This window comes from Candidatus Latescibacter sp. (assembly GCA_030692375.1).
In the GTDB taxonomy this organism is placed as follows: domain Bacteria; phylum Latescibacterota; class Latescibacteria; order Latescibacterales; family Latescibacteraceae; genus JAUYCD01.
In genome coordinates this window covers 1-13642 of record JAUYCD010000213.1, presented here as the reverse complement: position 1 = coordinate 13642, position 13642 = coordinate 1, and the positions used below count along the sequence as shown (strand labels likewise).

Here is a 13642-nt window from a genome sequence, read left to right as displayed (position 1 = left end):
CTTCCATGACCCCCTGGAAAAACAGGCTCTATTACGGCGACAATCTTCCGATCATGCGTGATAATCTCGCAGACGAGAGTGTCGACCTCATCTACCTCGACCCGCCGTTCAACTCCAAGGCGACCTACAATGTCCTCTTCCGGGAGAAGAACGGCTCCGATTCCGCCGCGCAGATCACCGCATTCGATGACACCTGGCACTGGGACATGAACGCCGAAGAAACCTACAGCGATCTTGTTACCTCCGGGCCGCCCAAGCTCGCCGACCTCATGCAGGCATTCCGCGGTTTTCTCGGGCGGAACGACATGATGGCCTACCTCACCATGATGGCAGTGCGGCTCGTGGAGATGCGAAGGGTGCTCAAACCGACCGGCAGCATCTACCTCCATTGCGACCCGACCGCGAGCCATTATCTGAAGATATTGATGGACGGGGTGTTTGGAGTAGATAATTATCGAAATGAAATAACCTGGAAAAGAAAAACTGGCCGGGGTGAAACGAATCATAAGTCAAATAAATATGGTGTTTGTACTGATATTCTTCTTTTCTATTCAAAAACAGATAGAAATATATTTAATACTCAGTACAATTTTGACGCACCTAGTTATAAAGAGTATGTAGATAAATTCTTTCGACATATAGATGAGAATGGCCGCCGTTTCATGGCAGACAACCTTGCAAGTCCTTCTCCAAGACCAAATCTTATATATGAATATAAGGGTTATAAACCTCCAAAATATGGATGGGCAATTTCCCAAGAAAATATGGAGAAATGGGATGAGGAAGGAAAGTTGTACTTCCCAAAAAACAAATCAAGGAGAATTCGAAGGAAAAGGTACCTTGACGAACTCAAAGGGAAAACAGTTCAAAATCTTTGGGATGATATAGAAATGGTCAGCTCCCAAGCCTCCGAGCGTCTCGGCTACCCGACACAGAAACCCGAAGCCCTCCTCGAGCGCATCATCCGCGCCTCTTCGAACGAAGGCGATCTCGTGCTCGATCCCTTCTGCGGGTGCGGAACCACGGTCACCGCGGCGGAGAAGCTGAACCGCCGCTGGATCGGCATTGACATCACCCACCTGGCCATCACCCTGATCAAGCACCGCCTTGAGGATTCATTCGGGCAGGAGCTTGCCCCCTACGAGATCATCGGCGACCCGAAGGACCTGGAGAGCGCGAAGGCGCTTGCCGATGCGGACAAGTACCAGTTCGAGTGGTGGGCGCTCAGCCTGGTGGACGCCCGTCCCGCACAGGACAAGAAAAAGGGCGCCGACCGCGGGGTGGACGGTTACATCTATTTCATGGACGATGAGAGCGGGCAGGCGAAGAAGATCGTGGTGCAGGTCAAAAGCGGGCATGTCTCCGCTGCCCAGGTACGGGATTTGAATGGCGCAGTGGAAAGGGAGAAAGCCGCCATCGGGGTATTTATCACCCTCTTTGAGCCGACCGGCCCCATGAAGACGGAAGCCGCTTCCGCAGGATTCTACGAAACGGAAATCGCCGCCAGCCACCGGGCGATGCGCTATCCCCGGCTACAGATTTTTACCATCGGGGAGCTTCTCGAAGGGAAATTCGTGGAATTTCCCCAGTGGGCGCTGGAATCCACAATAAAGAAAGCAGGCCGGGTGAGGAAAGAGGGGAACGAGTCGAATCAAACAAGTTTATTGTAAACTCACCCCGGTTAAAGGTATTTTCATGAGGAGTTGGAATCGTTTTTTTATTCAGTTTCAGAAAGATGTTAAGCTGTGGCTTTTCTCCGTTGCGTATCTGATGCTCTACCGCCTGATTTTTATCGCCGCCTACCATCAAAAAATTAATCCTTCTTCCCGTTTTTCCGATTTTGCAGCCGTCCTTTCCTACGGATTCTGTTTCGATATCATGGTGGCCGGATATTTCGTGCTTATTCCCTTTCTCCTGAGCGTGGCGAACGTGTTCACCGATCTGAGACAGGCAGCGGAAAGGGTGAGAGCCTCATTCGGAGTTTTGTTTGTCGCGGCCTCCACCATCCTGGGTATTGTGAACCACGGGTTTTTCGGCGAATTCGACGAACCGCTCAACGCCTTCCTTTTCCAGGTGTACTTTGACGATACGAGGGCGGTGTTTTCCACCATCTGGCAGGAATACCATCTCTTCCGCGCTATCCTCATTTCGGCGGGAGTGATAACCGTGGGCGTCTTCATCGTCCGTAAGATGATCAGGAATGAATTCGTTCCAGAGAAAACCTTTGCGCCGTGGATTTCGTCTCTTTCACGAAAGATCATGATCAGCGCCCTCATTCTCGTTTCCCTGGTGGTTTCCCTGCGCGGCTCTGCCGGATCAAAGCCCGCCAAGCTCCGCTATGTTGATAAAACGAACGATCAATTCCTGAACAAGTCGATCATGAACCCCTACCATGCGCTCCGGTATGCCATTCTCGATTACACCACCATGGAGAGTTCCGTGAACGGCATCGACGCGTACCTGCCCGACCGTGACATCGTCAAAGCGGCGAAAGACGTATCCTCCACCGGCGAAACCCTCGGAAACCTCGACGATTATTTCCTGAAACACGCTCCAGGGCCTGCCGTCAGCCCGCCCCGGCACATCTTTCTCATCATCGGAGAAAGTTACAATTCCTGGCCCATGCTCGAGCAGTATAAGTCCCTGCACATCATGGACAACCTGAAAGAGTTCGCCCGGAACGGAATTTACGTGGAAAATTTCCTGCCCGGTTCAAGCGCCACCATGTCCTCGCTGGGAGTGATTCTGACCGGTCTGCCCGATTCGGGGATTCTCATCAACTACCACATAGCCTCCCGGAAACTGTTCCCTACCTCCCTCGGACAGATATTCCGGGAACTCGGCTACCGTACGCGGTTCTTCTACGGCGGCTATCCGACCTGGCAGAGGATAGTGGATTTCACCGCCGCGCAGGGTTTCGATGAAGTTTACGACGCCACTTTCATTTCCCCCAGCACCTCCGATAACGCCTGGGGAGTCGATGATGCCGCGCTCTTTCAAATGACGGAGGACAAAACAAGCGACGACCGGCCAAGCCTGAATGTGATCCTGACCACGAACGATCATCCTCCCTACCATATCGATATCAAAGCCAAAGGTTTCACTCTTGACAGAGTTCCGGATGACATCGCCCCGCTCTGGAAGGATACCATGACCCTGAAAATGGTGGGACATAGCTGGTATACAGACCACTGTATAGGGAATTTTGTTCGGGCAATGGAGAAAAAGGTTTCGCTGCCGCTATTCGCCATCACCGGCGATCACTATTCCCGGCGGTATATCAATGCCAATCCCGGATTTTTCGAGAGATCCGCGGTCCCGCTGGTTCTCTACGGCAAAGAGGCGCTAAAAAGTATTGTGCTCCCGCCAGGGGCGGCGGGAAGCCACCTGGACATCACTCCCACCCTTGTAGAGCTGGCCGCGCCTAAAGGATTTGCCTATCATTCGCTGGGTGAGAACATCCTGGCCGAAGGCAGCCGCCATGTCGGTTTTGGCCGGAGTAAAGCCATCACCGGAGACTGCATCATCGACCTTGGCAGCCGTTTAACAGTATACCCTCTTCCGAACCGGCCTCTTCCTTCACCGCTCCCGGATGTGCGGAAACTGAAAAAACTGCACGATGAACTGCACGGGATAGCGTGGTGGCGGGTGCAGCATGGAAGAAAAATTTGAAATTCCCCGGCTCTGCTTTTACGTCTAATTATATTCTGTGTGAGTTCTCTCACCTTTTTCTTACCTATCCTCACAAAATCCCCTATCTTATCCCGAAAACATTTTTTGCTTCCTTTGCCCACGGCGTGAGTATAAAAGTTTATGAAATCCGCTGCGCTCCATGTATTTTCGCTTTACCTGCTGACGGCCTTTCTTTCTCCGCACGGTAACGCCGGCGCCGAGGGCGGGTCTGCTTTTCCCCAAAAACGGGTGGTTCTCCACGGCGACGGGACTGCTGGGCCGTACAACACCGGGGTGCGATTCGTCGAGGGAACCGTCGCTGTCGATTCCTCATCTTTCAACCCGCCGAATCTCACGGTGAGCGCTGCGAACGGCAATGAAGACGCCCTGACCTTCAACCGCGCCCTTACGCCGGGAGATTCGGTCGCGGTGCTGCTCACGCCGGTGCCGGAATGGCTTTCCAGGACGTACAGCCGGCCTGCCTCACAATGGAGCAGCGGCGGGCCGGGCATTATTACCTCGTATGAGAGCTACAGGGAAAAGACCCCCAAGCCGTTTCCGGGGCTGAACTTCGGCGGCTCGAAGACTTTCGATGTCAATGTTGGGGCCGGGCAGGAGACGGCGCTGAACCAGAGCCTGCGCCTCAACATCTCCGGGAAGCTGACCGAAGACATTACTCTGAACGCCGCTGTCTCCGACCAGAATGTCCCCATCAGTCCTGAGGGCGACACCCGCGAGCTTGAGGAACTGGACCGGGTGCTGATCGAGCTCAGAGGGAAGCATTTCAGCGCCGACATGGGCGACAACGATCTCCGTCATGAAGGAGGGCGGTGGGATACCTGGTCGCGGCGGCTTTCCGGGGCGAAAGTCACAGTGAACGGCGGCGGATTCTCCATGTTCGGTTCGGGCGCTGTTTCGGACGGGCGGTACATGAGCACGACCATTGCCCCGGTGGAAGGCAACCAGGGCCCCTACCGCCTCATTGCACAGAACGGCAACCGTGACATCTCCATCATCCCGGGCACCGAAAAAATCTGGATCAACGGAATCCAACTCACCCGGGGGAACAATTACGATTACATCATCGATTACACCACCGGAGAGGTCACTTTCACCGCTGCCCGTATCATCGGCTCTGACATGCGCATTGTGGCCGATTACGAATACACGAGCGAAAGCTTCCGCCGCACCTTTTATTCCACAGGCGCGGACGGTTCCTTCCTGAACGGTCGGGTGAAACTTTCCGTGTCTGCGGCGCGGGAGGCGGATGACCCCTCACGGCCTGTGCTGGGGACTCTGAACGATGCCGCCCGGAGCGCGCTGGCCCAGGCCGGAGACTCGCTCGCGGTGACCGGCGGAATCCGCCCGGCGCTCGGAGACTCCACCGGAGCGTACGATATGATCGGCGGGATCCTCGTCTACAATCCCCGGGGCAAGGGCGCGTATAATGCAACGTTTTCCTGGATCGGACAGGATATAGGCCATTACCGCTATCTGGGCGGAGGCGTCTACGAGTATGTTCCCCCGGGGAAAGCCGGACCCGGCTCCGGCGCATCGTTTGACCCGGTGACCGTCCTTTCGGCCCCCGTTTCCCATCAGTTGACCGGAATGAGACTGACCATAACACCCTTTTCCGGGGTGAGCTTTGAATCGGAGATCGCCGGTTCGTCCTTTGACCGTAATACCCTTTCCCGGCTGAACGATGCCGATAACACCGGCGGGGCTTATCGTTTCGAGCTGAAAGCGGCGCCCACGGTGCAGATCGGAATGCCTGTACGGCTTGAATTTGCCGGCAGCCGCCGCTCCCAGGGAAAGACGTTCAGCCCGCTCGACCGTGACCGGTCAGCCGAAGAGAACCGCCGGTGGGGCCTCCCGCTCATTACCCAGACCGGACAGGAGACGGTGTCGGAGTATTCGGGAGGATTTTCTCTGCCGTCAGGAAGATTCAGCGGAACAGGGCTTGCCATCCGGAGCGGACGCGCAGAGTATGGCGGCTCGGCGTCATCGAACCGTGATGGTGTATCAGGCATGTTTTCCTGGGGCGATCTTTTCAGGAGCCGCCTGGCTGTGGACAACATCAGCCGCGAAGCAGTCCCCGGCCTGCCGGACGAGAGCATCAGCCGCATTCTCGGCGGTATGGAAACGAGCCTGGGTGGTTTCGCCCCCTCTCTCGCGTATGAAGGCGAACGTGCTGAAGGCCATGGGATATTCACACACGGGGAAACATACAACGATCTTCGCGCCCGTCTCAAAACGCCGGATGTGGGCGGGATAAAGGGCGGCCTTGAATGGTTCTACCGGAATGACCGGGCTAAGAATACAGCCTGGGAGGACAGCGCTCTGGCGCGGGGGGGGAGTATCGAGCTCACCGCCGGAAAGGGAATTCTCGGAACGTTGAAAACCTCCTATTCCCGCCGTGAGTATTCTCTGGCCGGATCATCCCGTACCTCCACCGACCAGGCCCTGGTGGAAGGCTATTACCGGCCGGAGAAGGGATTCCTGCGGTTTGACGGCTCCTATCAGGCGGGAAGGCTCCGCGAGGCTTCCAAGCGCAAGAATTACATTTACACAGGCGCGGGAAGGGGCGCCTACCGCTGGGAAGACGCCAATCACGACGGTATCCGGGACCCGGATGAATTCATCCCCGACGAGCACGGCTCATACATTCTCTTTGTAGAAACGCTGGATGACTACCGTCCGGTGAACATGGTGCACGCATACGGGAAGCTCGGTCTGGATATTCCCGGCGCGTTGCTCGCACGGCTCTGCGGAAATGGTAAAATCAGCTCAGAGACTTCTGTGGAAATCAATGAAAAATCTTCCGCCCCCGCATCAGAGCTATTCCTCTTGAAACTGGGCTCTTTCCGAAAAAAAGGAACAACTCTTTCCGGCGATTCACGGATACAACAGGATATCATCCTTCCGGTTTCGGGCGACAAGGGATCGATCCGGCTGCGGCTGTTTCGAAGGGATGCATATAACGCCGAATTTGTGACCGGGGGCGAGAGGAATGGGGAGGAGGAGCAGTCGGTCCGTTTACGCCTCCCTATTGAGAGCGGCGCAAGCGACGGCGAGCTGACCCTCACCCGGGCGGCATGGTCGCGGTTCATGGAAGGCCATCAGTCGGGTGATTTCAATGTCCGGTCGCTCTCCGGCGAGGCGGGAGTTTCCCTGTATCCCAAGCCCCTGGTTACCCTGTCGTTGAGCGGCGGCGGCGGGTATGACCGTGATGCGGTTACAGCACTCCGGGCGCAGTATTATCTGCTGAAACCCGGCCTGACTTACCGGTTCTCCGGGCGGGGAAAAGTGGAAGCCCGGTATACGTTCACTTCAGTCGGCTTAAAGGGCGCACAGCCGGGAGCGCAGCTTCCCTATACCATGGCGCGCGGCCGCAAGGAAGGCAAGAATCACGATATCCAGGTTTTGTATGACTACCGCCTGTCCCAGCGGATGAACGCTATCGCCTCGTATACAGGCCGCAAATTCGCCGACCGTGGATTCGAGAACTTCGCCTCGATGCAGCTTCGGGCGCTCTTTTGAGAAGGGATTATGAAAAAGCATACTAGCATCTTCCCCTTATTGCTGCTATTGATTCTCCTGGCATTACCGGGAAACTTTACGGTCTTTGCGCAAACCGTCCGTCCTCCGGGGGAGCAGAAAAACCGCGCTGCGGCTTACGATGCACGGCTGGATTCCGTTCTGGTCACCGGAATTGAAAGAATACCCCGCGCGGATATTGACCGTATTATCCTTTCCAGGCCCGGCGGCATCCTGAACGACGGCCTCATCGAGCATGACCGCGCCGCACTCGCCGACTATCTCCATGAGCAGGGCTGGTGGAGCGCCTCTGTCGCCTCTTCGGTTGATTCCACGAAGGCAGAGCGTACTCTTCTCATCTTCCGCATCGAAGCCGGCGCGCCTGTGCTGTTCGGTACTATTATTCTCACCGTTCCGGAAGGGATTAGGAGCGTGGTGAAAGAACCGCCCCAGGATCTATACGGGAAACCATTCACCCGCCGGGCGCTCGATTCGCTCGCACAGGCAATCGTAATTGGACTCGCCGATAACGGTTTTCCCGGCGCGTCGGTCGGCCCGAAACTGACTGCCCACGGCGACACTATCGACGTTGTCCTGCAAGTCCAGCCCGGCGCAAAAGCCCATGTGGATTCAATAGTAATCCAGGGTTTGACAGTGACAAAAGATGTAACAGTGCGGCGTGAGCTTGTACGTTTCAGGGGCAGAGATATCTCCCCGGAAATGGTTTCCGAAGTCCGCTCGGCGGTCGGAAGAATGCGGTTTCTGCGCCTCTCCAGCGATCCATCCATAGAATATACCGACGCCGGAAAAGGTCTTCTGTTGGTGAATATGGAGGAGGGAAGCCAGGGAACCTTCGACGGCGTCATTGGATACCAGCCGGCGGGCGGCGGCGGTTCCGGAGAGCTGGTGGGAAAAGTTGACCTGGGGCTTGCCAATTTGTTCGGAAGCGGGCGCTCGGCACGTGTCCGGTGGGAAAACCTGGGCAATAAAAGCTCTGACTTGGAGCTTCGCTACGAGGAACCCTGGGCGTTTGGATTTCCGGTGAACGCAAGCGGCGTCTTTTCCCAGGAAGACCGTCAGGCGCAGGGCTACACTCGCACGCTTTTTTCCGCAGGAATCGGGCATACCCTGGGAAGACTCCAGGCAAACGCGGGATTCCGGTACGAAAAAGTAAGCTCCGATTCCACACGGAGCTATGGCGCGACCGGCATCGAAGCGGGAATATCCTGGAACGCAGTTGATAATCCCGCCAATCCCCGAAGCGGTGCGAGGTATGCCGCCGCCTGGTCCACGGTTGTGAAAAACTATCGGTTCGGGGGTGGAGCGCGAACGAGCCTGACGCGAACCGAACTCGGTCTGGATAATTATATCCCCACTGCGCTGCATCAGAGTGTCGCCATACTGTTGAGCTACCGTGATGTGACCGCCGGAAACGGCCTGCTCGATCCCTCCGACCGCTGGTGGCTGGGAGGCGCTTCCACTCTCCGCGGATACCGTGAGCGGATATTCCCGGCGGTGCGGGCGCTTATCTCAACTGTGGAGTACCGTTTTCTCACCGGGGAGACCTCGCGTGTATTCGTGTTTGTCGATACCGGCTACCTTCAGGATCGAGTGCAGTCCGGCGGGGGGATTGTTACCCGGTCGCTCACCCGGACCGGTTACGGATTCGGGCTGCGGCTCCAGTCGCGGGCGGGGATGCTCGGTTTCGATTACGGTCTCGGACGGGGCGACAGCCCTGGGGAGGGGAAACTCCATGTACGGCTGAGCACGGAATTTTGATGCTGTGGCAAAAAAGGAAATATTACCTCCTACTCTGCTTTATAAACCTCACCCCCTGTCCCCCTCTCCTAGTCAGGAGAGGGGGTAACTCACGGCGAGCCAAGTCTTTACCCTCTCCTGACTAGGAGAGGGTGGCCACAGGCCGGGTGAGGTTTCGACAGAACTGAAGACTTTGTAACACTTTTTGACGGATCATCAAGAATGAAATCTGAAATCTGAAGGATGAAAAGTATTAAAGCCTATATATTGCTCCGGTGATTAAAGTGTGACATCGGATGACGTCATGCCGAACTTGTTTCGGCATCTATCTTTAAAACAACTACAAAACGTCAAATTATCATTGTTTTTTTACTTCAATTTTGGGGAGATTCTTGTGAATATCGATGACATAAAGTATGACGAGAAGGGGCTGGTGCCGGCAATAACCCAGGATACCGTGACAGGAGAGATATTGATGTTCGCCTGGATGAACAGCGAAAGTCTGAAAAAGACCCTGGAAACCAGCGTCATGACCTACTGGTCGAGATCACGCCAGAAGCTCTGGGTCAAGGGGGAAACATCGGGGAATCTCCAGGTGGTCAATGAAGTGTATGTGGATTGCGATGCAGACTGTCTCCTTTTCAAGGTCACCCCGAAGGGTGACGGCGCCGCCTGTCATGACGGTTACCGCTCCTGTTTCTACCGTAAAATCGACCCCTCTGATATTGAATTTATTGTAATCGGCGAAAGAATTTTCCAGCCGGAAGACAAATAGAAAAGATGGTTTCGTGTGGCCGCCCTAGTCAACAGGCGAAAGAAGAAATTAAAGCCGGGCAGGATCATAATTGCCTGTATCCTTATCGTTGTGGCGTTCGGGATTCTTATTTCGAGCCGCAGCTTCATAAAGATCCATCAGCTCAGCAGAATAAAAAAAAAGGAAATTCAGGCCCGGGATTCTGCTCTCGATGAAAAGAGGAAGCTTCTCATGGAGTTATACCGCCTAGAGAAAGATTCGACCTACATGGAAGAAATAGCCCGTAAGGAGTACGGAATGATAAAAAAAGGGTGGGAGGTATTCCTGATATCTTCGCCCGACACATCAGGGATTAAAAAGAATGGTAAATAAAGAAGAAAAGAAAAAATCACGGTTTCACAAACTGCGGAACTATTTTACCACCGGTCTTCTGATTCTGACGCCGACTGCGGTAACAATATGGGTGCTGGTGATTCTCTTCCGCATGTTCGATGGCATTTTTGGAAAGCTCTATACCCGGCTCTTCGAATACCTGGGATATTCGGTGACTCACATCCCGGGACTGGGCGCCCTCACACTGGTCATTTTTATCACCCTGTTCGGATTTTTCGTACGTTTCTATGTGGGGAAAAAGTTTTTCGGATTGTGGGAGGGGTTGATGCACCGTATCCCGCTCCTGAATAAAATATATATAGCCACCCGTCAGCTCTCAGATGTGTTTAAAGATTCCAGCAAGATGAATCTCGGCAAACCGGTTATGGTGGAGTATCCCCGCCGGGGTATATTTTCCATCGGATGGATAACCAACGAGCGCACCAGGCATTTTTCGGATAAAGCGGGGAAAAAGGTGCTGGGCGTGTATCTCGCCACAGCCCCGAATCCTACTTCCGGTATGCTTATATATGTCCCCGAGGATGAACTCATTCCTCTCGATATAACATCAGAAGATGTTATGAAACTCATCATCAGCGCCGGATTTGTGGGACCGGATGAAGCTACTGTGCCCAAAATCATGTAAGGTTTTTTTCCATGGGACTTCGTTCCACTCGCGCCGTGGTGTCCAACACCATGCGAATGTCAAACTCCTCCAAGCTGGTCTCCCTCATAACCGAGCAGTACGGCCTTGTCAAAGTGATGGCCAAGGGCGCCCGCCGACCACAAAGCCGGTATGGCGCCGCTCTCGAGCCGGTAACTCTCATCGACGGCATTTACTATCACCGTGACAACCGTGAGATTCAAACGCTCGGAAGTGTTGAGCTTATCGAAGCATTTTCCCGGGTGAAATCGGACATACGGATGCTCACCACCGCTTCGTGCATGGTGGAAGCCGCTCAGACAGTCACCATGCCGGAGGACCCGGCCGCCGGAACATTCATGCTACTTAAGGAATCTCTCGAGGATCTGGAGAGGAGTACAGAAAAGGACGTGGACAAGCATCTCTGGCGTTTCATGCTGAAACTGGTGAACGCGGCAGGATACCAGCCCGTGTTCGACCGCTGTGTGGTCTGCGGCAAGAAACCCATGTCAGAGCGGGTATTTTTCAGCTATTCGGACGGCGGCCTCATTTGCTCCTGCACAAGCAGCGGTGAAAGGTACGGATTCTGGATAAGCCCCGGAGCGCTGATGGTGATGAAAAGCCTGTTAAGCGCCCGGTATGATGAGCTTTCGCGGATCAGCATCGGCCCCCGTCAGCGCGCGGAGATCGAAAACGCGGTACTCCAGTTCTTTTCCTACCATACCGGAACATCACGGCCCCCGCGCTCTCTGGCATTCCTACGGAAATTGGAGGCATTTGAAAAAGAGAACTCACTTTTCTCTGAAAAGATGAAGGATGAAGGATGAGGGAAGGAATCCAGGAGAGCCTCTTGCATAAGTCGAGATTGTTGGAGGCTGCCCCCCTTTCTGTCCTTCGGACATCCTTCCCCCAGAGGGGGCAGGAGACCGTTTAGTAATGACTTCCCTTGCCCCCTTCGGGGGAAAGGGATAGAGGGATAGGGGGCTGTAGTTTATGTTCAGAAAAGGAAAAATCAGAGCTTTATTATATACATAATTTTTCGCATCACCACTTTTACGGAGGTTACATGGCAAAGCCGACCAGGAACAAAGCGCCCGAAAAAATGGATAAGCTCGCGAGTCTCTGCAAACGCCGGGGATTCATATACCTTTCGTCCGAGATTTACGGCGGGCAGGCCGCCTGCTGGGATTACGGTCCCCTGGGGGTGGAGGTCAAGAACAACATCAAGCAGCTCTGGTGGAAAGCCATGGTGCATGAGAACGAGAACATCGTGGGGCTGGACGCCGCCATCATCATGCACCCGCGGGTCTGGGAGGCCTCAGGGCATGTGGAGGGTTTCCACGATCCCATGGTTGACTGCAAGGAATGCAAGCGGCGCTTCCGGTTCGATCACATCGACACCCCGGTCTGCCCAGAGTGCGGCGGCGAACTGACCGATGTCCGCCAGTTCAACCTCATGTTCAATACCCATATCGGCCCGGTCGAGGATTCTGCTTCCATCGCCTACCTCCGTCCCGAAACGGCGCAGGGCATCTATGTGAATTTCCTGAATGTGGTCAATTCTACCCGCCAGAAAATTCCTTTCGGCATCGCCCAGATCGGCAAAGCCTTCCGCAACGAGATTACCCCGGGGAATTTCATCTTCCGCTCCCGTGAGTTCGAGCAGATGGAGATGCAGTTCTTCATCAAGCCCGGCGATGATGACTACTGGATGGATTTCTGGCGGCAGAAACGATGGGACTTCCACATGCGCCTCGGCATCCGTCCGGACCGTCTCCGCTGGCAGCAGCACGGCCCCGGGGAGCTGGCGCATTACGCCAAATCCGCCTACGATATCCAGTACCTTTTCCCCTTCGGCTGGTCAGAGCTCGAGGGCGTTCACGACCGCACCGATTTCGACCTCAAGCGCCACGCCGAATACTCCGGCAAGGACATGAGCTATTTCGACCAGGAGAATAACGAGCGTTTCATTCCCTACATCATCGAGACCTCCGCCGGCTGCGACCGCACCATGCTCGAAGTCCTCTGCGACGCCTACGAGGAGGAGCCGCTCGAGAACGAAACGCGGGTGGTCATGCGCCTTTCGCCGCTCATCGCGCCCATCAAAGCCGCGGTGCTGCCCCTGGTGCGCCGTGACGGCATGCCTGAGCGCGCCCGTGAAATCTATCAGGAGATAAAACCCGAATTCCCCGTCTTCTACGACGAGGGCGGCACCATCGGACGCCGCTACCGCCGTATGGACGAGGCCGGAACCCCCTACTGCCTGACCGTTGACTCTCAAACTAAAGAGGACGACACAGTCACTGTCCGCGACCGCGACTCCATGCAGCAGGTGCGGGTCAAGATCGGCGAGCTTAAAACCATGATCCGCGAATCCATCCTCAATTACCGGCGTCCCGAAACAGTGGACAGTTTGGAATCGACGTATGTGGAGTGAGTGAAATAAAAGTGGAAGAGAAAAAAAGAGGTGGGGGAGAAACCTGCCCTTTTTTATTGTATAGATGCCGAAACAAGTTCGGCATGACACGGTTATTCATACTCATCCCTGTATGTATATGTGTAGCTGTTTAGAGAACACTAATAAACAGATAGTTATATAATAGTCTACTTAGTGAAAAATGCTAAAAATTATACTTTTTATCTTGACAGACTATAGAGTATTAATATATTGTGCTTAAAAATTTAAACATGCCGTTAACTTCCATTTTGACATTCGTTCATATCCTTTCTGTTGAGGTACAATATCTTTCTTTTCCACCATAACCTATATATAATCCCTTAAATATGTTGACGATACATGGTATTTTTACCGATTCTTGATTTGAAGTGTTCGCTTACCGCCTGAAAGCATTCGTCGCTGGATTGGAATCGTTTTGTATGAGTAGTAACTCGCCGGAGTTCATGCC

Annotated in this window: 9 protein-coding genes; all 9 read left to right on the top strand. The window is 54.4% G+C overall.

Features of this window, described 5'->3' with window-relative positions:
- Positions 1-5: 5 nt before the first annotated feature.
- A complete protein-coding gene (locus Q8O92_12940) occupies positions 6-1670 on the top strand; it encodes a DNA methyltransferase (GenBank protein ID MDP2984221.1) in 1665 nt (554 codons plus the stop codon).
- A gap of 25 nt (positions 1671-1695) precedes the next feature.
- Positions 1696-3672, top strand: coding sequence for a sulfatase-like hydrolase/transferase (locus Q8O92_12935; protein ID MDP2984220.1), 1977 nt, complete (start codon positions 1696-1698; stop codon positions 3670-3672).
- A gap of 141 nt (positions 3673-3813) precedes the next feature.
- Positions 3814-7212, top strand: coding sequence for a hypothetical protein (locus tag Q8O92_12930; protein MDP2984219.1), 3399 nt, complete (start codon positions 3814-3816; stop codon positions 7210-7212).
- Positions 7213-7221: 9 nt separating this feature from the next.
- Positions 7222-8988: a BamA/TamA family outer membrane protein gene (locus tag Q8O92_12925; protein MDP2984218.1), complete on the top strand. Its 1767-nt coding sequence runs from the start codon at positions 7222-7224 to the stop codon at positions 8986-8988.
- Positions 8989-9355: 367 nt separating this feature from the next.
- Positions 9356-9742 (top strand): phosphoribosyl-AMP cyclohydrolase, encoded by a 387-nt coding sequence (hisI, locus tag Q8O92_12920; GenBank protein ID MDP2984217.1) that lies wholly within the window; start codon positions 9356-9358, stop codon positions 9740-9742.
- 15 nt (positions 9743-9757) lie between these two features.
- Positions 9758-10093 carry a septum formation initiator family protein gene (locus tag Q8O92_12915; GenBank protein ID MDP2984216.1) on the top strand — a complete coding sequence of 112 codons (336 nt, stop codon included), beginning with the start codon at positions 9758-9760 and terminating at the stop codon, positions 10091-10093.
- Positions 10083-10739 (top strand): DUF502 domain-containing protein, encoded by a 657-nt coding sequence (locus Q8O92_12910; GenBank protein MDP2984215.1) that lies wholly within the window; start codon positions 10083-10085, stop codon positions 10737-10739. The genes Q8O92_12915 and Q8O92_12910 overlap by 11 nt, the downstream gene beginning before the upstream one ends.
- An 11-nt stretch (positions 10740-10750) precedes the next feature.
- Positions 10751-11563, top strand: coding sequence for a DNA repair protein RecO (gene recO, locus Q8O92_12905; GenBank protein MDP2984214.1), 813 nt, complete (start codon positions 10751-10753; stop codon positions 11561-11563).
- 239 nt (positions 11564-11802) lie between these two features.
- Entirely contained in the window at positions 11803-13173 is a 1371-nt protein-coding gene (locus Q8O92_12900; protein MDP2984213.1) for a glycine--tRNA ligase, read from the top strand.
- The last annotated feature ends 469 nt before the right edge of the window (positions 13174-13642 follow it).

Bases quoted from the DNA above. Each gene is read 5' to 3' on its own strand.
- Q8O92_12930 (MDP2984219.1), top strand. From the start codon at position 3,814: ATGAAATCCGCTGCGCTCCATGTATTTTCGCTTTACCTGCTGACGGCC.
- Q8O92_12910 (MDP2984215.1), top strand. From the start codon at position 10,083: ATGGTAAATAAAGAAGAAAAGAAAAAATCACGGTTTCACAAACTGCGG.
- Q8O92_12935 (MDP2984220.1), top strand. From the start codon at position 1,696: ATGAGGAGTTGGAATCGTTTTTTTATTCAGTTTCAGAAAGATGTTAAG.
- Q8O92_12925 (MDP2984218.1), top strand. From the start codon at position 7,222: ATGAAAAAGCATACTAGCATCTTCCCCTTATTGCTGCTATTGATTCTC.
- Q8O92_12900 (MDP2984213.1), top strand. From the start codon at position 11,803: ATGGCAAAGCCGACCAGGAACAAAGCGCCCGAAAAAATGGATAAGCTC.
- recO (MDP2984214.1), top strand. From the start codon at position 10,751: ATGGGACTTCGTTCCACTCGCGCCGTGGTGTCCAACACCATGCGAATG.
- Q8O92_12940 (MDP2984221.1), top strand. From the start codon at position 6: ATGACCCCCTGGAAAAACAGGCTCTATTACGGCGACAATCTTCCGATC.